The following is a 23151-nucleotide window of genomic DNA, read 5'->3' as shown; positions in this document are numbered from 1 at the left end:
TCAGTATGCCTTCGCCGAGCTGCTACCCATCGATCAACCCCTCGCGGAACATGGTCTTCAGCACCGTGGCCAGACGTCCACCGCCGATAGGCGCCATGTCCTTGGTCTCCTCATGCGACAACTCGGCCCCCGTCATGCCCGCCGCGAGATTGGTGATGACCGAACAGGCGGCGACCTTGAGGCCACAGAAACGCGCCAGGATGACCTCGGGCACCGTCGACATGCCGACGGCATTCGCGCCCATCAGCCGTGCCATGCGGATTTCGGCCGGCGTTTCGAAGCTTGGGCCAGAAAACCACATATAGACGCCCTTGTGGAGCGCAGTGTCGGAGACCTCCGCCGCTTTCTCGAAAGCAGCGCGCAGGCCGGCGTCATAGGCTTCCGTCAGGCCGACGAAACGGCGGTCGCTCGGCTCGCCGAACAGTGGGTTCGAACCAGAAAAGTTGATGTGATCCTCGATCAGCATGATCGACCCCGGCAGCATGTCGGGATCGACGGAGCCGGCGGCATTGGTGAGGATCAGCTTCTCGATACCGATGCCCGCCAGCACCTCGATGACCGGGCGCATGGCGGCGGCATTGCCATGCTCGTAATAATGCGCGCGGCCAGCCAGCATCAGCACCGGCTCGCCGGCGAAATTTCCGGCCACCACTTCGCCGGCATGGCCGGTGACGCCGCTGGCCGGGAAGCCCGGCAGCGCGGCATAGGAAATGCGCACCGCGTTTTCGACCTCGTTGACCAGCCCGCCAAGGCCGGAACCGAGCACCATCGCAACCTTGGGCGCCAGTCCGCCGAGCCGCTCCACCAGAAGATCGATCGTCTGCATCATTTGAGAATTCCGCCCTCAAAACCGTAGGGCAGCATCTGGCCCATCGTTACCGTCTCGACCACGCCGGCCTGGTCGCAGAGGAAAAGCTTGGTGTCGGCGCTGGCGAATTCGGCCAGCCGCTGGCGGCAGCCGCCGCAGGGCGTGATCCGGTCCATGCGCGCGGCTACGACCGCGATCTCCGTGATCTTGCCGCCGCCGCCCATGATGTAGTGGCCGAGCGCGGTCGTCTCCGCGCACCAGCCCTCGGGATAGGACGCAACCTCGATGTTGCAGCCGGAAAAAACCCGTCCGTCTTCGGTGCGAAGGGCCGCACCCACCGGAAATTTCGAATAGGGCGCATGGCATTTCGCCATGGCCTCGCGCGCCGCGAGGAAAAGGTCATGCGACATGAGAGGCTATCTTTCCTTCACATAAGGCACGCCGCCGGCGCGGGGCGGGATCGCCTTGCCGATGAAACCGGCGAGCAGGATGACGGTGAGGATGTACGGCAGCGCCTGCATGAGCTGCACCGGCACCTTGCCGATCATCGGCCAGGCCATGCCCTGGAAGCGGATCGAGGCTGCCTCGAGGAAGCCGAAAAGCAGGCAGGCAAACATTGCCGGCACAGGCTTCCATTTGGCGAAGATCAGTGCGGCGAGCGCAATGAACCCCTTGCCGGCGGTCATATCCTTCACGAAGCCGGCATTCTGCGCCACGGCCAGATATGCGCCGGCGATCCCTGTCAGGATGCCGGTGCAGATGACGGCGCGATAGCGCAGCCAGGCGACCGAAATGCCGGCGGTGTCGACCGCCGCCGGGTTTTCGCCGACGGCGCGCAGCCGCAGGCCGAAGCGGGTGCGAAACAGCACCCACCAGGTGAACGGCACCATCAGAAAGGCGACGTAGACCAGCAGCGAATGGCCCGAGAGAATGTCGGAATAGATCGTGCCGAGGATCGGCACATCCTTCACCGCTTCCGCGCCCGGCAGCGTGATCGCCTCGAAGCGGCCACCGCCGCTCAGCGACGGCGTGCGCCCGCCCTGCTTGAACCATGCCTGCCCGAGAATGATGGTAGAGCCGGCGGCGATGAAATTGATCGCCACGCCCGAAACGATCTGGTTGCCGCGATGGGTGATCGAGGCAAAGCCGTGCACCAGCGCGAAGCAGACGGCAGTGAGGATCGCAGCACCCAGCCCGACCCAGGCCGAGCCGGTGACGGCTGCGGCAGACGCGCCGGCGAAGGCGCCGGCCAGCATCTTGCCCTCGAGGCCGATGTCGAAAATGCCCGCCCGTTCCGAATAAAGACCGGCAAGGCAGGCGAGCAGGAGGGGGACGGAGACGCGGATGGTCGCATCGATGAGCTGAACGAGCACATCCATCTCAGGCACCCTCCCCTTTCGCCGCCGTCACGCCGACTGAGCGCGGGCTGATGCTGGCAAACAACGTCTGGATCGCGGGGCGGAACATGTGCTCCAGCGCGCCGGCAAACAGGATGACGAGACCCTGGATGATGACGATCATGTCGCGCGAGATGGCGGGCATCTCGAAGGCCAATTCCGCGCCGCCCTGATAGAGCACGCCGAACAAAATGGCCGCCGGCACGATGCCGGCCGGGTGCGAGCGCCCCATCAGCGCCACCGCGATGCCGACGAAGCCAGCGCCGGTGACGAAATCGAGCTGGACGCGATGCTGGTCGCCCATGATCGGGTTCAGCGCCATCATGCCGGCCAGCGCGCCGGAGATCATCATGGTGATGATGATGATGCGCGTCTCCGAAATGCCGGCATAGCGCGCAGCCTTCGGGCTGAAGCCCATGGTGCGGATTTCATAGCCGAGCTTTGTGCGCCAGATCAGCACCCAGACGAGGAAGGCCATGACCAGCGCCAAAAGGAAGGAGATGTTGAGCGGCGCGGAGCGCACCGAAAGGCCGAACATTTCGAGCAGCCAGCCCATCTTCGGCAGTTGCGCGCCGGGCAGGAAATCGCGCGTCTGCGGCGCCATGGAACCGGCCGGCTTCAGCACATCGACCAGCAGATAGACCATGACGCTGGCGGCGATGAAGTTGAACATTATGGTGGTGATGACGATGTGCGAGCCGCGTTTGGCCTGCAGATAGGCCGGGATCAGCGCCCACAGCGCGCCAAGGGCGGCCGAACCCAGGATCGCCAGCGGAAAGGTCAGCCACCACGGCATGAACCCGTCGAAGGCAAGGCAGACCAGCGCCACGCCAAGCCCGCCAATATAAGCCTGCCCCTCGCCGCCGATGTTGAACAGGCCGCAATGGAAGGCGACCGCGACGGCAAGGCCGGTGAAGATGAAGTTGGTGGCATAGAAAAGTGTGTAGGCGATGTTTTGCCCGCTGCCGAACGCGCCATCGACCAGAACCGCTGCCGCATGCAGCGGATTTTCCCCGACCAGCAGCACGACGAGCCCGGCGACAATGAAGGCAACTATCAGGTTGACGACCGGTATCAGCCCGTAATCAGCCCAGCCGGGAAGCTTTGTATAGGGCGTGCTCACTCGGCGGCCTCCTTGTGCTCGACGCCGGCCATCAGCAGGCCAAGCTCACCCTCGGTCGCATCCGATCCACGCTCGCCGACGACGCGGCCGTCGAACATCACCAATATGCGGTCGGACAGCGAGCGGATTTCATCGAGCTCGACCGACACCAGCAGCACTGCCTTGCCCTGATCGCGCATGTCGATGAGGCGCTTGTGGATGAATTCGATGGCGCCGACATCGACGCCGCGCGTCGGCTGGCCGACGATCAGCACGCCGGGGTCCTGCTCCATTTCGCGGGCCAGCACAATCTTCTGCTGGTTACCGCCGGAGAAATTCGCGGTCTTCAGACGGCAGTCGCCGGGCCTGATATCGTATTTCTCGATCTTTTCCCTGGCATCATTGCGGACCGCGTCGATGTTGAGCAGCGGACCGTTCAGATATTTCGGATCGTCGTGATAGCCGAGGATCGAATTCTCGTTCTCCTCGAAGGCCAGCACCAGTCCGACATGATGGCGGTCCTCTGGCACATGCGCCAAACCCCGGTCGCGCAGTTCGCCCGGATCGGCGATGCCGATGACGTCGATCGGCTTGCCGTCGAGCATGACGCTGCCGGAAACGGCGCGGCGTATGCCCGAAATCGCCTCGATCAGTTCCGACTGGCCGTTGCCGGCGACGCCGGCGATTCCGACGATCTCGCCGCCGCGAATGTCGAAGGAGACATCGTCGACCATGGTGACGCCGCGTGAATCCCTGACCGTCAGGTTCCTGACGGAAAGCTTTACTTCGCCGGGCTTGGCCTCGCCCTTTTCGACGCGCAGCAGCACGCGGCGGCCGACCATCAGCTCGGCCAGTTCGCCGACCGTGGTCTTGGCCGTCTCCCGTGTGGCAACCATCGTGCCCTGGCGCATGACGGAGACGGTGTCGGTAATGGCCATGATCTCGCGCAGCTTGTGCGTGATCAGCACGATCGTCTTGCCCTGCTCCTTCAGCTGCTTGAGGATGCGGAACAGGTGGTCGGCCTCCGGCGGCGTCAGCACGCCGGTCGGCTCGTCGAGGATCAGGATTTCAGCGCCGCGATAGAGCGCCTTGAGGATTTCGACACGCTGCTGCAGTCCGACCGGCAGTTCCTCGATCACCGCATCGGGGTCGACCTCCAGCCCGTATTCCCGCTCCAGCCGCTGCAGCTCCGAGCGCGCCTTGGCGATGCTTTTCTTGAGCAGCGCCTCGCTCTCTGCGCCGAGGATGACATTTTCCAGCACGGTGAAATTCTCGACCAGCATGAAATGCTGGTGGACCATGCCGATGCCGACCGCGATGGCGTCATTGGGCGTCTTGATGGTGATCGGCTTGCCGCCGACGCGGATTTCGCCGCTGTCGGCCTGGTAGAATCCGTAGAGGATCGACATCAGCGTCGACTTGCCGGCACCGTTCTCGCCGATGATGCCGTGGATCGTGCCCGGCGCGATTTCGAGATTGATGTCGCGATTGGCGCGAACCGCGCCAAAGCTCTTGTTGATGCCGATAAGCTCGATTGCAGCTTCCGCCATGCGACCTGTCCACCTCTCGTTCTTCTTTTTATCGTTTGGTCAAAGAGCTAGCATGCCGCCTTTCCCCTGCCAATCGGCAAGCGGCCTTGCCCACACTCTCGACAAATCGCCATGCGCTTGTCAATTTCGAAGGTGGCGGCACGTATGATATCGACAGCATGTCGAGCAACCTGTGGCACGTTCCCTAGAGTAAATTGAGGATTTTCGACATGACATTGCCCGACGACCGGCTGACAACGCTCGAAATCCGAACGGTCGAGCAGGAAAAGATCATCGAGGAACTGTCCGGCCAGATCGCCGAACAGTGGAGGGTCATCGAGCGGCTTCAGAAGAAGCTCGACGCGCTGACCGAGCGCTTCCTGTCGCTGGAAGAGGTGGCGACGCCCGGCCACGAGATTACCAAGCCGCCTCATTGGTGAGTACGGCCGCATGGCGGGCTTTACGCCCGGCAAAATAGCTGGTGATCTCCGTTGCTGACCGGCCTGGAGGATTCGAGGGCGCGGCAGGCGTGATCATGAGGGGAAGAGCATGGTCGACGGCGTTGATCGCATGACGCGGGCCGGCAATTATGTGCTTGGCCTGATGGATGACGACGAGCGCGAGCGGGCCGAGCGCGATCTTGAGCGCGACGGCGATTTTCGCGACGCGGTCGTGGAGGTCGCCGAGCGGATGCATCTGTTCGATATCAGGAAGCCGCCTCAAACCCTGTCGCAAACGATGTGGGAGGCAATTTCGGAGCGCATTGCCGAATTGCCGCAAATGCATGCCACATCCTCAGGCGACGGCAAAGCCGATACGCCTACGCGCCCTATCATCCAGCCGGAAGGCACCAAGGCGATCTGGCGCGGACCGCATTCCGTGGGCGGCTCACGCGGTTTGCTGATGGCGGCGGCACTGATCGCCGCATTCGCGCTCGGCTACCTGACCGCCAGCCTTTGAAAGGCAGACCATCAAATGCAAAAAAGCCGCCGGATTTTCACCCGGCGGCTTTTTTCATCGGCAGAGCCTATCAGTAAGGGCAGGCGTTGTCCGACATATAGTCGTGAACCTTGACCGTGCCGGCGATGATGTCGGCCTTGGCCTTTTCGGCGGCGGCCTTGATCTCGTCGGTCACGAGGCTCTTGTTGTTGTCATCCATGGCGTAGTCGACGCCGCCTTCCTTGAGGCCGAGGTCGTTGATGCCGGCGGTGAATTTGCCGTCCTTGGCATCGGTGAAGGCGTTGTAGACGGCCACATCGACGCGCTTGACCATGGAGGTCAGGATCTTGCCCGGCTGGAGGCCGTTCTGGTTGGAATCGACGCCGATGCCGAGCTTGCCGGAATCGGCAGCCGCCTGAAGCACGCCGACGCCGGTGCCGCCTGCCGCTGCGTAAACCACGTCAGCGCCCTGCGAGATCTGCGCCTTGGCGATTTCGCCGCCCTTGGTCGGGTCGTTCCATGCAGCCGGCGTGTCACCGGTCATGTTCTCGATGACTTCGGTCGCACCCGCTGCCTTGGCGCCGCCGACATAGCCGCAGCCGAACTTGCGGATCAGCGGGATGTCCATGCCGCCGACGAAGCCGACCTTCTTGGACTTGGAGGCGATCGCCGCCATGACGCCGACGACATAGGAGCCTTCCTGCTCCTTGTAGACGACCGAGCGGACGTTCGGCTTGTCGACCACCATGTCGATGATGGCAAAGCTGGTGTCGGGGAAGTCGGCCGAAACCTTTTCCAGCACAGCCGCCCAGGAGAAGCCGGCCATGACGATCGGGTTGTTGCCGTCTTCGGCGAATTTGCGCAGCGCCTGCTCGCGCTGGGCGTCGTTCTGGATTTCGAAATCGCGATAGGCGATGCCCGACTCGGTCTTGAACTTCTCCGCGCCGTTGAAGGCGGCTTCGTTGAAGGACTTGTCGAACTTGCCGCCGAGATCGTAGATGATCGCTGGCTTGATGTCCGCAGCGAAAGCCGGGAAGGCCAGTGCGGTTGCGGCCAGGAGGCCGAGAACAATACGCTTCATGTGATCCACACCCTGTCGGTTATTTTTTCCAATAACGTACCGCGTGGATGCCTCGGTCCCCGGGCGCCTCGCGGCACATGGCGGGAAGTTTTCCCTCCCACTCAACCGGCAGTCTTGCACGGCGAAAAACAAAATTCACGCGGAATCTTGACCACTTGGAAAAACGCTGCGGCAGGTGCGCCGCAACGAGTATTTTCGACCGGCAGGCGGGGAATGCGGCTAAGAGATCGTTTGATAATTCGCCCTGCCGGGTCAGATGACCGGCCGGGTAGAATTAGCGAGCGGTCTCAGGCTTCGGCCGAGGCCGCCTGTGGCATGGCGCAGGCCACGCCGGTGCCCTTTAGGTTGCAATAGCCGTAGGGATTCTTCGCCAGATACTGCTGGTGGTCTTCCTCGGCGAAATAGAACTCCGGCGCCGGTGCGATCTCGGTGGTAATCTTCTCGCGTCCAGCACTGCTCAGCGAAGCGCCATAGGCGTCGCGTGATGCGATGGCTGCCTGATACTGCGCATCGCCGAAGGTATAGATCGTCGAGCGATACGTCGTGCCGACATCGTTGCCCTGGCGCATGCCCTGCGTCGGGTCGTGGTTCTCCCAAAACGCCTTCAGGAGATCGGCATAGGAGATTATCTTCGGGTCGAACACGACCAGCACCACCTCGGCATGGCCGGTCAGGCCGGTGCAGGTTTCCTGATAGGTCGGGTTGGGCGTGACGCCGCCGGCATAGCCGACCGCAGTGACCCAGACGCCGTCCATCTGCCAGAACATGCGCTCGGCACCCCAGAAGCAACCCATGCCGAACATCGCTGTCTCCAGCCCTTCGGGATAAGGCCCTTTCAGCGGGCGCTTCGAGACGTAATGCTTCGAGGCGGTCGGCATCGGCTTGTCACGGCCGGGCAGAGCCTCGCCAACCTTGGGCAGTTGCAGCTTCTTGTTCAGCATGTCGCTCAGGAAAAACATGGCATTCTCCCTTTCCGGGTTGCGGGCGCTCAGTACCCTGTTTGTTCGTCTAGACGCCGCGTCTCGCAGCGTCCGATCAGCTCTCGGCGATGAAGCGGCCGATGCGGCGCGGCGGTTTGCGCCCGACGGCGTATAAAAGAAATGCAAGCACGCCGAACACGATGAAACCCGGCTGGTTAAGGATGCCGGTGATGACCGGATCCCAGACCAGCGGATGGATTTTGGCGCGCACGAATTCCTGCACTGTGCTCAGCGTCTCAGGCGACACCGCGAGCCAACTGGTGGCAACCGGCGTCATCACCAGCTGCGACGCCGCCACGGTGCGCGTGGCGTCGAGCACGGCCATGATGACGGCGATCGCAAGCGCGACCATTGCCAGGAGCCTGAACAGAAAGCGCAAACGCAAAATCCTCCGAAGCTTTCGACCAGATAGATATGGCGCGCGGCGCGCCTTCGCAATCACCCACCATAAATTTGCCTCCCTGAGGCGTATAAAGCGCGCCTGGAATAAAGTTCTGCGCCAACCAACAAACTATGCCTGTGCAGGCTTGGCATTCGGCGCAGGATCGACTAGATGAGCCCGGCGCACTGATGCCCGCAAGGCATTTGTCGCGCCGTGGAGAGGTGGCCGAGTGGTTGAAGGCGCACGCCTGGAAAGTGTGTTTACGGGAGACCGTAACGCGGGTTCGAATCCCGCTCTCTCCGCCAGATTTCTTATAAACTATTGATTTATATGAAACTTGTAGCGCCTTCATCGTAGGTGCTACATCGCACAGCGCGTCGGTGCTGGCGCCTGTTTTCTACACAAGCCTCATCTGGTCCATCCAGTTCGGCAATATGCCGGATGCCTGGACCCATCCCGCCGACGCCACGATCATCGTCAGCGGCCTCTATGCGCTCGGCCGCCGGCGCCTGTAGATCACACCGCCACCGGCAAGCCAGCAAGCGCCTCTTCGGCGAAGTGGCAGCGCACCTGCCGCCCGGGGGCGAGTTCCCTCAGCGCCGGCATGGACGTCCTGCATTGCGCCCGCTCGATCGGGCAGCGCCCGCAGAACCTGCATTGCGTGGAGGACGGCGAAATCGGGCTCAGCGGATCGCCTTCAAGCTTGATCCGCTCCAGCTTGCCGGGCCGCAGGGTCGGGATCGCGGAGAGCAGCGCCCGGGTGTAAGGGTGAGCGGGGTTTGCGTAGATTTCAGTGGATGGCCCGCGCTCCACGACCTGGCCCAGATACATGACCACGATCTGGCTGCAGAGGAGCCGCACGACATTGAGATCGTGGCTTACGAAAAGCAGCGCGATCCCCCGCTCTCGCCGCAGCTGGTCGAGAAGCTGCAGGACTGTCGCCTGAACTGATACGTCGAGGGCCGAAGTCGGTTCGTCAAGAACGAGCAATCGTGGCTCGACGACGATCGCGCGCGCAATGCCAACCCGCGCTTTCTGACCGCCGGAGAGCTGATGCGGCAGTCGCTCCAGCAGGGCCAGCGGCAAGTTGACCGCCTGGGCTGCCGCTTCTACGCGCCGGCGCAATTCGGCTTTGCCCGCGCGGGGCAGCAACATTTTTGCCGGATCGGCGATGAGGTCGAATGCCGAAAACAGCGGATTGAGGCTTTCCGTTGGATCCTGGAAGACCATCTGTATCAGCCGCCGCTGTTCAGATCGGGCAAAGCGCGCGGTGGACAGCCGGCCGATGTCTTCTCCTTCCAGCAGAAGCTGCCCCTCGGTAGGGTCAAGAAGACGTGAAACCAACCGTGACAGCGTCGATTTCCCACAGCCCGATTCACCGACGAGCCCCACCGCCTCGCCAGCGTTGATGACGAGATCGACCCCGTCCACGGCATGCAGCTTAGGAGGCGTGGAAAATGGCCACTTCGCTGCAAGTTTGAAATGCTTCTTGAGGTTTCGCGCTTCCAGCAAGGCAGTCATAGCGGATTCCTGCAGGCAACGGCGTGGCGCTCCAGCGCAGGTCCGAGATGCAGCCTCTCCGCGTCGCAGATCGGCAGGCGGCGATCGCAGCGCTCGGCAAAACGGCAGAATGGCAGGTCGGCGCGGCGCAGGTCAGGCAGCGAGCCCCGGATCGCCTGCAATTCTCCGATGCTGTCGACGAGCGAGGGAACGGAACGCAGAAGCTGGGCCGTGTAGGGGTGACGCGGGTGATCGATGATCTCCGCTGTCGGCGCGACTTCCACCACATGGCCCGCATGCATGATGATCAGCCTGTCGCAATATTCGGACGCCAGGGCGACGTCATGGGTGATGAGGGCGACGGACGTTTTCTGCTCGCGGGCCAGATTGCGAATGAGGTCCATGATGACGGCCTGCGTCGTCACGTCGAGGCCGGTCGTCGGCTCGTCCGCGATCAGCAGACGCGGCGCGCAGGCCAAGGCGATGGCGATACCGATCCGCTGGCAAAGCCCGCCGGACAATTCAAACGGATAGGCCTTGCTGCGCCGTTCGGGGTCAGGAATCCGCACCTGCTTCAGGGCATCGATGGTTTTGGCGCGAATTTCAGAGGCGCGCGCCGGCGTGTGGCGGGCCAGCACATCGGCGATCTGATCGCCCACCGAGCGAATGGGATTGAGCGCCGTGCGGGGGTTCTGGAAGATGATAGACGCGGCCTTGCCGCGCCAGCGATCGAGCTCCGACCGGTTCATGCCGAGCACGTCGCGGCCCTGGAACAGAATCTCCCCGGAACGGATGCGCGCTGCGTGATCGAGAATACCCATGATCGAATAGGCGGTCACCGATTTGCCGGATCCCGATTCGCCAATGATGCCGACGATCTCGCCATCGCCAATGTCGAACGAGACATCGTCGAGCACATGCACCGTGCCGTGGCGCGTGATGAAGTCGACCGTGAGGCCCTTTACGGCCAGAAGCGGATTGGTCATGTCCGCATCCTCGGATCGAGGATATCCCGAAGCGCATCGCCCATCAGGTTGAACACGAAAACCGCGATCAACAGCGCAAGGCCGGGAAAGACAGCGACCCACCACTGTCCTGACGAGATGAAGCGAGCGCCTTCCGCAACCATGATTCCCCATTCCGGCGTCGGCGCGCGGACGCCAAGGCCCAGGAACGAGAGTCCCGCTGCATTGAGGACCGCCCAGCCGAGATTGACCGACGCCTGAATGACAAGCGGGGCCGCCATATTCGGGATCAGGAAGCGCGTCAGGATCCGCCAGTCTCCGGATCCACCAACACGGGCCGCCTCCACGTAGCCCAGCCCGCGACGCACCCGCATCTCGTTGCGCGCCAGGCGAATATAGAACGGCAAGTTCACCACCGCCGTCGCATAGACGACATTGGCGACGGTGTTGCCCAAGGCAGCGACCATCGCCAGGGCCAGCACGAACAGCGGGAAAGCCATCAGCACGTCCACCATCCGAGAAACAGCGCCATCCCAGAAGCCACCCCAATATCCGATCATGGCGCCTATGATCGAGCCGACGAGGCAGGAGAGGGTCACCGCTCCGAAGGCAATCATCAGGTCGAGCCTCGTGGCAATCATGACGCGCGCGAAGATATCGCGTCCAAGCTGATCGGTGCCGAACCAGAACTCGGCCGACGGGCCCTGCAGCGTATGGGCTGAGTTGGTCTTCAGCGGGTCGTGCGGCACCAGCGACGGCGCCAGGATCGCGACCAGCAAAATGAGCAGGAAGAGGCCGAACGCCACGATGTTGAGCGGATTTCCCAGCACAACGTGGCGCACGACCTGAATCCGTTCACGCATAGCGCTGGCGCTCATCGCGAGGCCCTCGGATCGATCAGCGCGACCACGACGTCTGTAGTCAGGTTCACCACAATGAAGATGCCCGCCATGACCAGCATGAAGCCCTGCAGCGGTGCATAGTCCAGGTTGATGATGCTATCCACCGCGAAGGCTCCGACGCCCGGCCAGGAGAACACGCGTTCGACCAGAACGTTGGCGCCAAGCATGTAGGAAAAGGTCATTCCCATCGTCGTGACGATCGGTAGCAATGCGTTGCGGAAGGCATAGGTCATGATGATCTTGCGCCGTGACAGGCCGGAAGCCCTGGCGGTGCGGATGAACTCCGATCCAAGCACCTCCAGCATCGAGGCCCGGGCCATGCGGGTTAGCGGCGCCAGGGCAAAAAGCGCCATCGTAACGGCCGGCAGGATCATCTGCTTGAGCGCAGCGGCAAAGAGTTCAAGATCACCTGCGATAAGCGCATCGATCGTATAGAGGCCGGTCACCCTGTCCGGCTCGAACATGAAGGGATCGAGCCGTCCGATCGGCTCAGGAGCGACACCAAGCACGAAATAGAAGAAAAAGATCAGCAGAAGTCCCGTCACGAACGTCGGCATCGATACGCCCAAAGTGGCGATGACGCGCGAAAGGTGGTCGATCAGCGATCCCGGGCGCAGTGCCGCCGCGATACCGAGCGGCAGCGACACGCCGATGGCAATGAAGAATGCCAGGAAGGTCAGCTCCGCCGAGGCTGGCAGCCTGTTGGCGAATTCGGTCACCACTTTCTGGCCCGTGCTGAGCGAGTTGCCGAGATCGCCATGAAGCAGGTCGCCGAGATAGATCAGGAACTGCTCGGGAAGCGGCTTGTCGAGCCCGAGGCTCTGGCGCACCGCCTCTATGTCCTGCGCGGTCATGGAGGGGTTCGAGGCAAAGAACACCGCCGGATCGCCTGGCAGCACCCGGGTGATCAGGAAGGTTACGAGGACCACGCCGAACAACGTCGGGATGGCCGACAGGAGGCGCAGGACGATGCCGGTCATTCGTCCTCCGGCCGGTTCAACAGCAGAATGACATGATCGCCGCTGACGACCACCGTGCCATCAGCCTTGACCAGAAAACCGCGCTCGGTGGCGAGCCCGCGACCGGGCGTCCTGGTGGGGCGCCGATCGACAAATTCAAGGCGCAGATGAACCTCTTCGCCGGGCAGCAAGGGAGCAGGAAACTTGACGTCGTTCCAGCCAAGCGATGCGATCACCGAGCGTTCGAAGCACCCGAGCGTCGCCTTGAGCCCCTCTATCAGGGCCAGGTTGAACAAGCCGTGCGTGATGCGTCCGGGAAAGCCCGCCGCGCGTGCGAACTCTTCGTCCATATGGACGGGATGGGCTTCGCCCGTCAGCCGCGCATAGGCATCGATGTCAGCCAGTTCGATCCGACGCGGTGCGCTAGTCAGGACCACGCCGGGAACGAAATCGTCATACCAGACCTGGGGTGTCATGCATGCCGCTCCCATGCCTCGGCCTGAAGCGCCCGCCAATCGACTTTGCGGCTGCCCGAACGCGGCAGAGCGTCGCGGAACTCGACCTCGCGCGGGACCTTGTAGGCAGCCATCTGCGTCCGCGCGAAGTCGATGATATCGCTTTCGCTGACCTTTCCGCGCTGGTCAGGATGCAGCACCACCACCGCCCGCACCCTCTCGCCACGCCGCGGGTCCGGTGCCGAGATCACAGCGCATTCGGCGACCGCGGGATGGCTGTAGAGCAGCATCTCGCATTCGGCTGGCCATATCTTGTAACCCGACGAGTTGATCATCCGCTTCAGCCGATCCACGATGAAGAAGTACCCATCTTCATCGACATAGCCCAGATCGCCGGTGCGTAGCCACCGCCGTCCGTTCAAATCGATCAGCGCTTCGGTGGTGTCCTGCGGACGGTTCCAATAGCCCTGCATGACCTGCGGCCCGCTGATCAGGATTTCACCCAAACTGCCCTGCACGCAAGGCGCGAGCGTCTCCGGGTCCGCGACCAGCGCATGGGTGTTATAGATCGGCAGCCCAAGGCACTGCGGCTTCGGCGCGTCGATCGGATTGAGGTGCGTGGCCGATATGGTTTCGGTCAAGCCGTATCCTTCCGCGAAGCGGAGCCCCCACTGATCGCGCAGGCGTCGTACCACCGTGGCCGGCATCGACGCCCCGCCGCCCGTCATGACCTTCAGACTGGAAAAACAGTCGTCGGTAAACCCTTTGGCCGCCAGGACATCGACGACCATGGTTGGAGCGGCCGACCACCAGGTCGGGCGGTGACGCCGGAAAAGCGCGGGTATGACTTCGGCGTCCCACCGGGTCATCAGGATCAGCGCCGCGCCGCAATGGATCGCCGAGGCCATCGACGCCATCATGCCGGCGACATGGAACAACGGCATGAAGCTTGTCATGACGGACTGGCTGTCGAGCCTGTACCAGCGCACCTGTGCCTTCGCGACGAACCGCGCTCCGTTGTGGCTGTGCATGCACGCCTTGGGTCGACCAGTCGTGCCCGAACTGTAGGGAAGCACCGCCAGATCATCGTTGCCCGACAGAAGAGCCGGTGCCGGCCGGTTCTCCGCCAACGCCGTTTTCAAATCGATAAAGCCTTCGCTCGGCGCTGGTGCGGCCATGCGCATCACGTCCGGCAGGTCGGAGACATCGTCCGGCGCCATGTCGGCATAGCGTATGCGCACGATCCGATCGAACGAGACACCGACGAGCGGTGCGAAACGATCGAGCAATTCCTCGCCGATGATGGCGAAACGCGCCCCGCTGTCAGCCGCGAAATAGGCGAGTTCGTCCGTCGTATTCATCGGATTGACCGGCACCACGACGCCGTTCGCGCGCAGCACCGCGTAGAAGGCGATCACATATTGCGGACAGTTCTGCAGGTCGATCACGACCCGTTCGCCGCGTTTCAACCCCTGCTGGGCAAGCCATCCCGCGAGACGCTCGACGTCCCTCAAGAGCTCCGCATAGCTGTAGGTCGCGCCGTAGTAGAACATCGCCGCCTGCGCCGGAAATGCGGTGGCGGAGCCAATGAGATCGGAAGCCAGATTGCCGCCTGGCATCTCGATCTCGCTTGGATCCTTTATCGGCCAGAGCGGCGATTGCGAGCCGACTTCGAACGGAAATACACCATCACTGTCGAGGGAGGCCCGCATCAGCCTGCGATCCCGGATTGATTGACGACGGTGCGTCTGTCCGGAGCCTTTTCACGGTTTTTGCGCCGCAGTTCGGCTACCGTCCGGTGCAGGACGTCGATTGCCGCCTCGATCTGGCCGAGGTCAGTCTCTTCTTCCGGGCAGTGACTACGCCCACCGACTGATGGCACAAATAGCATCCCAGCCGGCACGATCCTCCCGATGATTCCGGAATCGTGGTTGGCTCCGGACGGAAGTTTCATTGTCGAATGACCGAGACTTGCAGCAGATGAAGCCAACGCGTCCTGCAACCACGCTGCCATCGGCGCCGGCGCGTCGGAATAGGTATTGCGGACCCGCAGTTCAAGCTTCTCCTGGACGGCGATACTGTTCGCCAGTTCCGTAACGCTGTCGCGAAGCCTTGCCAATGTAGCTGAATTGGTGCCGCGCATTTCCAGACCGAGCAGGACCTCGCCGGGCACGACGTTGCCCTGGTTGGGCGAAACCCGGACCATGCCGATCGTACCCCGTACATCGTCATCGCCGGCTGCCAGAACCTCATCGCGGAACGCTGCCGCAAAACGCGCTGCGCCGGCGAAGGCATCGCGCCGCAAGGCCATCGGCGCAGTGCCGGCGTGATCGGGCTGGCCCGTGAATTTCAGTGACAGGCGCTCCTGTCCGGCAATCGAGGTGACGATGCCGAGCGGCACGCCGGCATCCGCAAGAACCGGCCCCTGCTCGATATGGAGCTCCAGCCAGGCCGCGACTGCATCCCAGTCTCTGGGAGCATTGCCAGGCTTGAAGCCAGCCTGCGCCATGGCGTCGGACAGGTTCACGCCGTCAAGCGACCGCGCGCGCGCCAGCGCTTCCTCGTCGTGCAGACCGACCATGGCACGACTGCCCGTGAACGGACCAAAGCGTCCTTCCTCGTCACGAAAGGCTATGACCTCGACAGGAGCACCGGGCGTACCTTCGGCCTTGATGCGCCGTGCGACCTCAAGCCCGGCCAGCACGCCGATCGCGCCATCAAAAGCGCCGCCATTTGCGACCGTGTCGAGATGCGAACCGATGAGGACCGCCGCACCATCGCCTTCCAGGCGCAGAATGGCGTTGCCGAAACTGTCATAAGACGCTGCAAGCCCGCAGGCGCGACCTTGCGCCAGAAACCACTCATGCGCGGCAAGATCGGCCGTACTGAACGCCGGGCGCGACCAGCCACCTGCGGGATCGACTCCGATCGCGGCCAGTGCGGCGAAGTCCTGGCGGAAGCTCATGGAGCAGGCCTTTTCGCCGATGCCCGGGCGACAAAGCGACCCTGCCCCTCCTGCCCCAGGAAAACCCCATCCCGGACGACGACTTTGCCCCGATAGATCGTTTCCGTAGCGAAGCCCGTCAGGTCCATGCCGCTATAGGGATTGTAGCCGATGTCGCCATAATCGCTGGCGGGAGACATTGTGCGCCGCGTCACCGGATCGATGATGGCCAGGTCCGCGTCATATCCCGGAACGATCCGGCCCTTCCCGGCAAAGCCGAAGATCTCGGCAGGCCAGGTCGAGAACAGTTCGACGAAACGTTGCAATCCGATTCGTCCCTGGTCGACGCCCAGAGTATACAGCACCGGAAGGCGCGCCTCGATGCCGGTAATGCCGTTCGCGACATCGGCGAAGGAAGGCAGGCCGAGCGCCTTTGCCTTGGCCGAATAGGAGACCTCGTCGGACGCCACCAGTTGCAGACCCTTTTCGACGATACCCTGCCAGAGGCGATCCTGGTTCGCACGGTCCCGCAGCGGCGGCGACAGGATATATTCGTGGCCGTTCTCCCGCTCAAGTGCCTCGTCGGTCAGCGCCAGATAGTGCGTGCATGTCTCGGCGGTAACCGGCAGCCCCTCCGCCCGCGCCGCCTCGACGAGCGCGATCGCATCGGCTGCGACGAGGTGGAAGATATGGACGCCGCAGCCCGTGGCGCGCGAGAAAGCTATAGCGCGCCCGACAGCCTCGATTTCCACGATTGGCGGGCGTGTCAGGGCATGCCAGCGCGGCTCTGTGTGACCCGCGGCCACCGCCTCGGAGCGCAGGCGCTCGACGATGCCGGCATTCTCGGCATGCAGCACAATTGACATGTCGTGCCGGGCTGCTTCGGCCATCAGGGCATGGAGTTGCCCGTCCTCAAGCTTCAGGCCGTCCTCCTCATAGACGGTATAGACTTTGAGCGTGGTCACCCCCTGCGCACGCAATTGCGGAAGCTCGGCGAGCGTCGCTTCGTTCACGTCGGTTGCGATCAGGTGAAGTCCGTAATCCAGCGTGACATTGGCGTCAGCCTGCTTTCGGCGGTGCGCAAGGCCCTTCAGCATCGAGCCGCCCCGGCGCTGCAGGGCGAAATCGACGATCGCTGTGGTGCCGCCACGCAACGCCGCGATGCCGCCAGAGCCGAAATCATAGACCGAGCGCTGGCCCATGAAGCCGACAAGCAAATGCACGTGCGGATCGACGCCGGCAGGAATGACCAGCTTGCCCCTCGCGTCCACGATCTCGGCGGCCGCGTGGTTGCGGACCGCTTCGCCCGGTGGCAGCAGAGCGGCAATCTTTTCGCCTTCGACGACCACGTCGAGATGGCGCGCTCCCTCGGGCGTGACAACCTTTCCGCCTATTACGATCAAAGTCACCGCGCGGCCTCCATCGCCTGCTCCAGATCTGCGATCAGGTCGTCGGTGTCCTCTATGCCGACAGAGATGCGCACCAGCCTGTCCGAAATGCCCATGGCGCGTCGCTGTTCAGCAGGAACCGAGAAATGCGAGGTGTTGCCGGGCTGGGAGATCAGGCTTTCGACGCCGCCGACGGATGGTCCGATGCCGAACAACCGCGTTCGATCGACTACCGTCTGCGCAGCCGCGGCGCTGTGCATTTCGAAGGACACCAGTCCGCCAAAACCAGACATCTGCCTGCGGGCCAGCGCGTGGTCGGGATGGTCCGGCAGGCCCGGATAGAGCACGCGGGTGACGTCCGACCGCCCTGCCAGAAATTCGGCGATCGCCTGGCCGGACGTGTTGTGCTGCCGCATCCTGAGCGCATAGGTGGCCATGCCGCGCATCAGGAGCCAAGCCGAATGCGCGTCGACGATGGCGCCCGAAACCTGCTGCAGGCTGCGTATGTCGCGGGTCAGCGCACGGTCGCCGCATACCGCGCCGACGATAAGATCGCCATGGCCGTTGAGATATTTCGTGGCCGAATGCACGACGAGGTCAGCGCCCAGCGTCAGCGGACGCTGGTTCATCGGACTGCCCAGCGTGCCGTCGACGATCAGTTTCGCGCCGATCCCGCGCGCCACCTCCGAAAGGGCGGCGAGGTCGACCACCCGCACCAGCGGGTTGGTCGGGGTCTCGGCGTAGATGACCCGGGTGTTGGGTGTGATTGCAGCCGCCACATCGGCGGCGTCAATTCCCTTCGCCCAGATAACATTCACCCCTTGGGCCGGGAGGATGGTGCGCAGGTATTTCAGGGTTCCGCCATAGATGTCGGGCAAAGCGACGAGATCGTCGCCGGCCTTGAGAAAAGGGGCAATCGCGCCCGCAATCGCCGCCATGCCGGACGCGAAGAGGACGCAGGATTGCGCCTCTTCAAGGGCCGCCACCCGCTGCTCGGCGGCGAGCACAGTGGGATTTCGGATGCGTGAATAGACATATCCACGCCGTTCTCCGGCGTTGATCGCCATCAGTTCGGCGGTGTCGGCGGCCACGAAGGTGGCCGATTGGAAGATCGGCGTGGTGATCGCGCCCGAATTCTCGGCTGGATTGAGCCCAGCGTGAACTGCGCGGGTGCTGATCCGCAGCTTGGGCCGGGAATCGGGCGCTCCGCTCATTTTGTCAGTTCGCGCGAGATGATGATGCGCAGGATTTCCGATGTGCCGCCTCCGATCTCCGCCAGCTTCGAGTCGCGGAAATGGCGCTGCATGTCATATTCCATCAGGTAGCCCCAGCCACCCATCATCCGCATTCCGTTGAGTGCCGCGCGTACATAGGTTTCGGACGAATAAAGGTTAGCCGTGGCACTTTCCTTGTTGTTCGGGATTCCGCGATCGACCAGGTTGGCCGAGCGGTAGAGCAGCAGCCGGGCGGCTTCGATCTCCATGTCGATGTCGGCAAGCTTGGCGCGCGTCAGCTGGAAGCTGTTGATCTTCTGTCCGAACTGCTCGCGCTCGCCGGTGTAGTTGAGGACGTAGTCCAGTACCTTCTGCGCCGCGCCGACATTCACCGCCGACAGGCAGCAGCGTTCGTAGTCGAGCGTTTTGAGGACGTTGGTCCATCCCTTGTTCACCTCGCCGATGATCGCGTCCTTCGGCAACCTCACATCGGTAAGGAATATCTCGTTCAGGTCCATGGGTTTGAGACCGAGCTTCTTGAGCCGCCTGATCTCCACGCCCTTCGTCTTCGCCGGCAACAGGAACATGGTGATGCCCTTATGCTTGGGTGCTTCCACGTCCGAGCGCGCCATCAGCAGGATGTAGTCGGCGACCTGTGCGGCCGAGCAGAACATCTTCTGGCCATTGATGACCCATTCGTCGCCCTCGAGCACTGCACGGGTGCGTAGCGAAGCGGCGTCCGAGCCGGAATTCGGTTCCGACAGCGACAGCGCGAAGCGGATCTCTCCGCGTGCGAGCTTCGGCAGCAATTCGCGCTTCTGTTCTTCACTGGCGAAATGAACCAGCGCATCGGTCGCGATCACGATCGTCGTATAATAGAGGTTCGCCGCCGCCTCGAAATGATAGGCCAGTTCCTGGAGGAACACAGCCAGATCGGTGCAGCTTCCGCCCATGCCGCCATATTCTTCCGGGATCGGCAGTCCCAGCCATCCCTCGGCGGCGAGTTTCTCGTAGAGTTCGATCGGGAACCGCTCCTGCTCATCGCACTCGCGAACATACTCGATTGGGCACTCCCGGATCAGAAACGCCCGGAGGCTGTCCCGCATCAGGCGCTGATCGTCCGAAATCTCAAAATCCATCCTACTTCCCTGTCCAGCGTGGAGTGCGTTTTTCCGCAAAAGCCCGTGGTCCCTCCTTGTAGTCCTCGGAGGTGCGCAGCCGATCGCGCCACGGAAGGCCGGCATAAAGCCGCTCGAAGGCCGCGCGATCGGACAGGCTCTCGACTTCGCGCGTTACCTCCAGGAGTGCCGCCACCGCCAGCGGCGCACCGGCAATGATCTGGGCGGCCATGTCGTGTGCGGTCTGCATCAGCTTTTCACGCGTAACGATCCGGTTGATGAAACCGTGGCGAAGCCCCTCCTCGGCAGTCATCCGACGGCCCGTCAGCAGGAGGTCGGAAGCGACGTTGACCGGCAGGCGACGGTGGGCCCGCCAGAGGCCGCCCGCTTCCGGGATGAAGCCGCGCTGCAGCTCCGGCAGCCCGAATTCGGCTTCAGGCACCGCGATGACCAGGGTGGCGAAAAGGGCGAACTCAAAGCCCCCGCCGACAGCCAACCCGTTGACCGCGCAGATTATCGGCTTGATGAGGTCGTGGCGGTTCAGCGACATGAAACCGTGCGGCCCGAATTCCTCGCCATCTTCCCCGGCGGCGACTGCTTTCAGGTCCCACCCGGCAGAAAACATCCTTTCGCCGGCGCCGGTGACGATGCCAACCCGCAGCGATGGATCCTCGTTCACTCGCGTTAGCGCGGCATCGAGATCGCGGCTCGCCTTCTGGTCTATGGCGTTGGCAGGAGCGTGGTCGAGCGTAATCTCCAGGACCTCGCCTTTTACCTCGGTCCTGACGCGGCTCATACGCGAAACTCCCGCAGGACGTCTCGCGAAATCAGATCGCGATGGATTTCCGAGGTTCCCTCCCAGATGCGCTCGACGCGGACATCGCGCCACATGCGCTCGATGGGCCATTCCTTCGAGACACCCATTCCACCCAGCATCTGGAGAGCATTGTCCGTGACCCGGCCTGCCATCTCGGATCCGAACAGGTTTACGATCGAGGCCTCACGCTGCGTGATCGTGCCTGCCTCGAGCTTGGCGGCGCCGTCCAGCACGAGAAGCCGCGTCGCCTGGATGTCCACCGCCATGTCGGCCAGCTTGAACGATGTGCCCTGGAACTCGCCGATGGTCTTGCCAAAGGCGCGCCTGGTGTTGGCATAAGTTGCCGCGATCCCCATCGCGCGCTCTGCAAGGCCGACCATATTGGCAGCAAGCATGATACGGCCCGAGAAGATCCAGCTCTTGGCGATGGCGAAACCGCCACCCTCTTCACCGAGAATGTTGCGCGCGGGCACGCGCACATCCTCGAGCGCGATGGAACAGGACTTGAATCCACGATTGCCGACCAGTTCGAGGGGTCGCACCGAAACACCCGGAAGGTCCTTGTCGACGAGGAAGCAGGTGATCCGCTTCCGCGGTCCCTTGGGTGTCTCGTCCACACCGGTGACCGCGAACAGGATGATGAAGTCGGCCACCATCGCCATGGTGATGAAAATCTTTTCGCCGTTGATCACATAATCATCACCGTCGCGAACCGCCCTAGTCGAGATCTGGCGCGCGTCCGAACCAGCGCCCGGCTCGGTCAGCCCGAAGCACTCCCAGCGCTCCCCGCTGATGACCGGCTTCAGATAGGTTTCGATCTGGTCGCCGACGCAGCTTTTGAGGATTGGCGCGGGCCGGTTGCAGATAATCGACAGCGCCCTCGTGGTGCGGCCGAATTCGATCTCGGCCACCGAGCGCAGCGACTGCCCCAGCCCGCCGCCGCCGAGTTCCTCGGGCATGTTGAGGGCGTAGTATCCGGCTTTGATCGCCTTGGATTTAAGCTCGGCAAACAGGTCCGGAGGAACCTGGTCCTTCCCCTCCACGAGTGCTTCGTGCGGCATGAGTTCCTGATTGACGAAGGCCCGTACGCTGTCCGCAATCATCCGCTGGTCATCGGTGTAGGAAAGAGACACGCTTCTGGCACTCCGTGTTTGGGTCCCCGTCCCCACGGCGCCCGAACGTTTCAATATTTGACACCACGTTTTATCAATTTGCACAACTTGTCAATGCGGGTATAGTGCGATCAACGTCGACAAAATGATCGGCACAGTCTTGATCAAGCGAGGACCTGGAACCATGCCGTCGAACATCACCAGACCGGTCCAGGACATGATCGCGCAAGCCAACGCCAGGATCAAAACACTCAGCATGGACGAGGCACTTGCGATGCATGGCAAGGCCGACGTCGTGTTCGTCGACCTGCGCGATCCGCGTGAACTGCAGCGCGAGGGCAAGATTCCCGGCGCTTTTTCCTGCCCGCGGGGCATGCTCGAATTCTGGATCGATCCGCAAAGCCCCTACGCGAAATCGGTCTTCCAGGAAGACAAGACCTTCGTCTTCTATTGCGCGTCCGCCTGGCGCTCGGCGCTTGCGACGCAGGCCGCCCAGGAGATGGGCCTCGCTCCGGTTGCGCATATCGAGGGCGGCTTCACAAACTGGAAGAACTCCGGCGGCGCGGTCGAGGCAGTGGAACCCAAGCGTCCGTGAAACACTTGTCCTGCAAAGCCCGGTCGATGTAGGAGGATTTTCGAATAATTGAGCAAATTATGGTCGATGATTGAGTCGGCCGGTGTGGCGGAGGAATAGTCATGAGCGGCACTGTCGAAAAGGCGCTCACACTACTTGAGCTTCTGTCGAGCTATGATGCACCTGTGCGCATGGCAGAGCTGTCACGAGCCGCCGCAATGAACAAAAGCACCACTTTCCGCATGTTAGAAGTCATGTCGCAGCTGGGTTACGTCACGCAAGACGAGCCCAACGGGCGCTATATGATGACGACACGGATGTGGGAAATCGGTGTCCGCGCGTTCCACCGCCAGGATCTGCGCGCGGCCGCCAGACCCTACCTTCAGGAGCTTGTCGACGCGACGGGAGAGACTGCCCTTCTGACGAGTCGCGACGGACCGCATGTCATCATTGTGGAAAAGGTCGATTGCGCGCAGCACCTGCAGGCGATAGCACCGTTGGGCAGCCGCTCGCCGGTTCACGCCTCTTCCTTCGGCAAGGCGTTCCTGATGGCCGAGCTGGAACCGAAGCTGACGGATCTCGAACTGATCCGTTTCACTGACAAGACGATCACCGACGTTGAAGCATTGCGCGCCGATATCGATGAAGCTCGCCACAGCGGTGCTACGGTCGGCATCGACGAATATCGCGAAGGCGTATCGGGCGTGGCAGCGCCGGTGATCGGAACGGACGGCGTCGCATATGGCGCGATCGGCATCAGCCTTCCCACCTTCCGTCTTGCACCCAAGGCCATGCCGCGGCTCATGAAGAACGTGACGGAAGTCGCGCGACGGTTCTCCGAGCAGATCGGCTTTCGCACCTAGCGATCCGAGCGTCAGCATCCGACATCGATACTGCGCCGCGGGCGGCAGGCTTGCCGTTGCCTGAAGCAACTCGCCCAAGAAAATCGTTTCAATATTCGGCACCCTGTTGCAATTCTCGAAAC

General features: G+C 62.7%; 25 protein-coding genes and 1 tRNA gene. 6 read left to right on the top strand and 20 right to left on the bottom strand.

Translation table 11 applies throughout. The annotated features are described in order from the left end of the window. Window positions 1-22: 22 nt before the first annotated feature. The 5 genes from WBQ96_RS24070 to WBQ96_RS24050 are packed head-to-tail and all read right to left on the bottom strand — an operon-like array spanning window position 23 to window position 4857. Entirely contained in the window at window positions 23-829 is an 807-nt protein-coding gene (locus WBQ96_RS24070) for a purine-nucleoside phosphorylase (RefSeq protein WP_336554608.1), read from the bottom strand. Beyond that, window positions 826-1218 carry a cytidine deaminase gene (gene cdd, locus WBQ96_RS24065; protein WP_336554610.1) on the bottom strand — a complete coding sequence of 131 codons (393 nt, stop codon included), beginning with the start codon at window positions 1216-1218 and terminating at the stop codon, window positions 826-828. Before cdd ends, WBQ96_RS24070 begins: the two co-directional genes overlap by 4 nt. Window positions 1219-1224: 6 nt before the next feature. Further along, the gene (locus WBQ96_RS24060) at window positions 1225-2187 is read right to left on the bottom strand and encodes an ABC transporter permease (protein WP_336554612.1); all 963 of its coding nucleotides are present in this window, start codon (window positions 2185-2187) and stop codon (window positions 1225-1227) included. Window position 2188: 1 nt separating this feature from the next. After that, window positions 2189-3328, bottom strand: a complete 1140-nt coding sequence (locus tag WBQ96_RS24055) for an ABC transporter permease (protein WP_336554614.1) — start codon at window positions 3326-3328, stop codon at window positions 2189-2191. Then, window positions 3325-4857, bottom strand: coding sequence for an ABC transporter ATP-binding protein (locus WBQ96_RS24050; RefSeq protein ID WP_336554615.1), 1533 nt, complete (start codon window positions 4855-4857; stop codon window positions 3325-3327). The genes WBQ96_RS24055 and WBQ96_RS24050 overlap by 4 nt, the downstream gene beginning before the upstream one ends. Window positions 4858-5066: 209 nt before the next feature. On the opposite strand from WBQ96_RS24050, the gene WBQ96_RS24045 reads away from it, so the two are divergent. Further along, window positions 5067-5276: a SlyX family protein gene (locus tag WBQ96_RS24045; RefSeq protein ID WP_165120466.1), complete on the top strand. Its 210-nt coding sequence runs from the start codon at window positions 5067-5069 to the stop codon at window positions 5274-5276. 109 nt (window positions 5277-5385) lie between these two features. Beyond that, window positions 5386-5796, top strand: coding sequence for a hypothetical protein (locus WBQ96_RS24040; protein WP_336554617.1), 411 nt, complete (start codon window positions 5386-5388; stop codon window positions 5794-5796). 70 nt (window positions 5797-5866) lie between these two features. On the opposite strand, the gene WBQ96_RS24035 is transcribed toward WBQ96_RS24040, so the two are convergent. The 3 genes from WBQ96_RS24035 to WBQ96_RS24025 all read right to left on the bottom strand — a co-directional run bounded on the left by WBQ96_RS24035 (window position 5867) and on the right by WBQ96_RS24025 (window position 8188). Beyond that, complete coding sequence (locus tag WBQ96_RS24035; protein WP_336554619.1) at window positions 5867-6856, bottom strand: BMP family lipoprotein; 990 nt, start codon at window positions 6854-6856, stop codon at window positions 5867-5869. 287 nt (window positions 6857-7143) lie between these two features. After that, window positions 7144-7815: a peptide-methionine (S)-S-oxide reductase MsrA gene (gene msrA / locus WBQ96_RS24030; protein ID WP_336554622.1), complete on the bottom strand. Its 672-nt coding sequence runs from the start codon at window positions 7813-7815 to the stop codon at window positions 7144-7146. Window positions 7816-7891: 76 nt separating this feature from the next. Continuing rightward, entirely contained in the window at window positions 7892-8188 is a 297-nt protein-coding gene (locus WBQ96_RS24025) for a hypothetical protein (protein WP_165120461.1), read from the bottom strand. A gap of 245 nt (window positions 8189-8433) precedes the next feature. Between WBQ96_RS24025 and WBQ96_RS24020 the strand changes: the two genes are divergently transcribed. Together WBQ96_RS24020 and WBQ96_RS24015 are read left to right on the top strand one after the other, a co-directional pair. Further along, a tRNA-Ser gene (locus tag WBQ96_RS24020) sits at window positions 8434-8523 on the top strand. Window positions 8524-8598: 75 nt separating this feature from the next. Next, a complete protein-coding gene (locus WBQ96_RS24015; RefSeq protein ID WP_336554624.1) occupies window positions 8599-8733 on the top strand; it encodes a hypothetical protein in 135 nt (44 codons plus the stop codon). 1 nt (window position 8734) lies between these two features. Here WBQ96_RS24015 and WBQ96_RS24010 read toward each other — a convergent pair whose 3' ends face one another. Genes WBQ96_RS24010 through WBQ96_RS23955 form a run of 12 tightly spaced genes read right to left on the bottom strand, consistent with a single transcriptional unit; the run spans window position 8735 to window position 21613 of the window. Next, window positions 8735-9739, bottom strand: a complete 1005-nt coding sequence (locus tag WBQ96_RS24010; protein WP_336554626.1) for an oligopeptide/dipeptide ABC transporter ATP-binding protein — start codon at window positions 9737-9739, stop codon at window positions 8735-8737. Continuing rightward, window positions 9736-10704 carry an ABC transporter ATP-binding protein gene (locus WBQ96_RS24005; protein ID WP_336554628.1) on the bottom strand — a complete coding sequence of 323 codons (969 nt, stop codon included), beginning with the start codon at window positions 10702-10704 and terminating at the stop codon, window positions 9736-9738. The genes WBQ96_RS24010 and WBQ96_RS24005 overlap by 4 nt, the downstream gene beginning before the upstream one ends. Next, the gene (locus WBQ96_RS24000) at window positions 10701-11561 is read right to left on the bottom strand and encodes an ABC transporter permease (RefSeq protein ID WP_336554631.1); all 861 of its coding nucleotides are present in this window, start codon (window positions 11559-11561) and stop codon (window positions 10701-10703) included. The genes WBQ96_RS24005 and WBQ96_RS24000 overlap by 4 nt, the downstream gene beginning before the upstream one ends. Next, window positions 11558-12565 (bottom strand): ABC transporter permease, encoded by a 1008-nt coding sequence (locus WBQ96_RS23995; protein WP_336554633.1) that lies wholly within the window; start codon window positions 12563-12565, stop codon window positions 11558-11560. The genes WBQ96_RS24000 and WBQ96_RS23995 overlap by 4 nt, the downstream gene beginning before the upstream one ends. Then, window positions 12562-13020 carry a MaoC family dehydratase gene (locus tag WBQ96_RS23990; RefSeq protein WP_336554635.1) on the bottom strand — a complete coding sequence of 153 codons (459 nt, stop codon included), beginning with the start codon at window positions 13018-13020 and terminating at the stop codon, window positions 12562-12564. The genes WBQ96_RS23995 and WBQ96_RS23990 overlap by 4 nt, the downstream gene beginning before the upstream one ends. Beyond that, window positions 13017-14711: a long-chain-fatty-acid--CoA ligase gene (locus WBQ96_RS23985; protein ID WP_336554638.1), complete on the bottom strand. Its 1695-nt coding sequence runs from the start codon at window positions 14709-14711 to the stop codon at window positions 13017-13019. The genes WBQ96_RS23990 and WBQ96_RS23985 overlap by 4 nt, the downstream gene beginning before the upstream one ends. Beyond that, window positions 14711-15964: a Zn-dependent hydrolase gene (locus WBQ96_RS23980; protein ID WP_336554640.1), complete on the bottom strand. Its 1254-nt coding sequence runs from the start codon at window positions 15962-15964 to the stop codon at window positions 14711-14713. The genes WBQ96_RS23985 and WBQ96_RS23980 overlap by 1 nt, the downstream gene beginning before the upstream one ends. After that, the gene (gene hydA / locus WBQ96_RS23975; protein ID WP_336554642.1) at window positions 15961-17352 is read right to left on the bottom strand and encodes a dihydropyrimidinase; all 1392 of its coding nucleotides are present in this window, start codon (window positions 17350-17352) and stop codon (window positions 15961-15963) included. The genes WBQ96_RS23980 and hydA overlap by 4 nt, the downstream gene beginning before the upstream one ends. After that, window positions 17349-18545 carry a trans-sulfuration enzyme family protein gene (locus tag WBQ96_RS23970; protein WP_336554644.1) on the bottom strand — a complete coding sequence of 399 codons (1197 nt, stop codon included), beginning with the start codon at window positions 18543-18545 and terminating at the stop codon, window positions 17349-17351. Before WBQ96_RS23970 ends, hydA begins: the two co-directional genes overlap by 4 nt. After that, on the bottom strand, window positions 18542-19684 hold the full coding sequence (locus WBQ96_RS23965; RefSeq protein ID WP_165120451.1) for an acyl-CoA dehydrogenase family protein: 1143 nt from the start codon (window positions 19682-19684) through the stop codon (window positions 18542-18544). Before WBQ96_RS23965 ends, WBQ96_RS23970 begins: the two co-directional genes overlap by 4 nt. 1 nt (window position 19685) lies before the next feature. Further along, window positions 19686-20459, bottom strand: a complete 774-nt coding sequence (locus tag WBQ96_RS23960) for an enoyl-CoA hydratase-related protein (RefSeq protein ID WP_336554646.1) — start codon at window positions 20457-20459, stop codon at window positions 19686-19688. Further along, window positions 20456-21613 (bottom strand): acyl-CoA dehydrogenase family protein, encoded by a 1158-nt coding sequence (locus tag WBQ96_RS23955; RefSeq protein ID WP_336554648.1) that lies wholly within the window; start codon window positions 21611-21613, stop codon window positions 20456-20458. Before WBQ96_RS23955 ends, WBQ96_RS23960 begins: the two co-directional genes overlap by 4 nt. A 163-nt stretch (window positions 21614-21776) precedes the next feature. Here WBQ96_RS23955 and WBQ96_RS23950 point away from each other — a divergent pair, with 163 nt between their 5' ends. Together WBQ96_RS23950 and WBQ96_RS23945 are read left to right on the top strand one after the other, a co-directional pair. Then, window positions 21777-22187 carry a rhodanese-like domain-containing protein gene (locus tag WBQ96_RS23950; RefSeq protein WP_336554649.1) on the top strand — a complete coding sequence of 137 codons (411 nt, stop codon included), beginning with the start codon at window positions 21777-21779 and terminating at the stop codon, window positions 22185-22187. Between the two features lie 101 nt (window positions 22188-22288). After that, window positions 22289-23029, top strand: coding sequence for an IclR family transcriptional regulator (locus WBQ96_RS23945; protein WP_165120447.1), 741 nt, complete (start codon window positions 22289-22291; stop codon window positions 23027-23029). Window positions 23030-23151 lie beyond the last annotated feature (122 nt).

The organism is Mesorhizobium sp. CCNWLY176 (assembly GCF_037153935.1).
GTDB lineage: Bacteria > Pseudomonadota > Alphaproteobacteria > Rhizobiales > Rhizobiaceae > Mesorhizobium_M > Mesorhizobium_M zhangyense.
This window is presented reverse-complemented; position numbering and strand designations above follow the sequence as displayed.

Coding starts and splice junctions, on each gene's coding strand:
- WBQ96_RS24000 (WP_336554631.1), bottom strand. CDS start 11,561: ATGAGCGCCAGCGCTATGCGTGAACGGATTCAGGTCGTGCGCCACGTT.
- WBQ96_RS24035 (WP_336554619.1), bottom strand. CDS start 6,856: ATGAAGCGTATTGTTCTCGGCCTCCTGGCCGCAACCGCACTGGCCTTC.
- cdd (WP_336554610.1), bottom strand. CDS start 1,218: ATGTCGCATGACCTTTTCCTCGCGGCGCGCGAGGCCATGGCGAAATGC.
- WBQ96_RS23960 (WP_336554646.1), bottom strand. CDS start 20,459: ATGAGCCGCGTCAGGACCGAGGTAAAAGGCGAGGTCCTGGAGATTACG.
- WBQ96_RS24025 (WP_165120461.1), bottom strand. CDS start 8,188: ATGGTCGCGCTTGCGATCGCCGTCATCATGGCCGTGCTCGACGCCACG.
- msrA (WP_336554622.1), bottom strand. CDS start 7,815: ATGTTTTTCCTGAGCGACATGCTGAACAAGAAGCTGCAACTGCCCAAG.
- WBQ96_RS23980 (WP_336554640.1), bottom strand. CDS start 15,964: ATGAGCTTCCGCCAGGACTTCGCCGCACTGGCCGCGATCGGAGTCGAT.
- WBQ96_RS23985 (WP_336554638.1), bottom strand. CDS start 14,711: ATGCGGGCCTCCCTCGACAGTGATGGTGTATTTCCGTTCGAAGTCGGC.
- WBQ96_RS24005 (WP_336554628.1), bottom strand. CDS start 10,704: ATGACCAATCCGCTTCTGGCCGTAAAGGGCCTCACGGTCGACTTCATC.
- WBQ96_RS24040 (WP_336554617.1), top strand. CDS start 5,386: ATGGTCGACGGCGTTGATCGCATGACGCGGGCCGGCAATTATGTGCTT.
- WBQ96_RS23950 (WP_336554649.1), top strand. CDS start 21,777: ATGCCGTCGAACATCACCAGACCGGTCCAGGACATGATCGCGCAAGCC.
- WBQ96_RS24060 (WP_336554612.1), bottom strand. CDS start 2,187: ATGGATGTGCTCGTTCAGCTCATCGATGCGACCATCCGCGTCTCCGTC.
- WBQ96_RS24050 (WP_336554615.1), bottom strand. CDS start 4,857: ATGGCGGAAGCTGCAATCGAGCTTATCGGCATCAACAAGAGCTTTGGC.
- WBQ96_RS24010 (WP_336554626.1), bottom strand. CDS start 9,739: ATGACTGCCTTGCTGGAAGCGCGAAACCTCAAGAAGCATTTCAAACTT.
- WBQ96_RS23965 (WP_165120451.1), bottom strand. CDS start 19,684: ATGGATTTTGAGATTTCGGACGATCAGCGCCTGATGCGGGACAGCCTC.
- WBQ96_RS23995 (WP_336554633.1), bottom strand. CDS start 12,565: ATGACCGGCATCGTCCTGCGCCTCCTGTCGGCCATCCCGACGTTGTTC.
- WBQ96_RS24045 (WP_165120466.1), top strand. CDS start 5,067: ATGACATTGCCCGACGACCGGCTGACAACGCTCGAAATCCGAACGGTC.
- WBQ96_RS24070 (WP_336554608.1), bottom strand. CDS start 829: ATGATGCAGACGATCGATCTTCTGGTGGAGCGGCTCGGCGGACTGGCG.
- WBQ96_RS23990 (WP_336554635.1), bottom strand. CDS start 13,020: ATGACACCCCAGGTCTGGTATGACGATTTCGTTCCCGGCGTGGTCCTG.
- WBQ96_RS23970 (WP_336554644.1), bottom strand. CDS start 18,545: ATGAGCGGAGCGCCCGATTCCCGGCCCAAGCTGCGGATCAGCACCCGC.
- WBQ96_RS23945 (WP_165120447.1), top strand. CDS start 22,289: ATGAGCGGCACTGTCGAAAAGGCGCTCACACTACTTGAGCTTCTGTCG.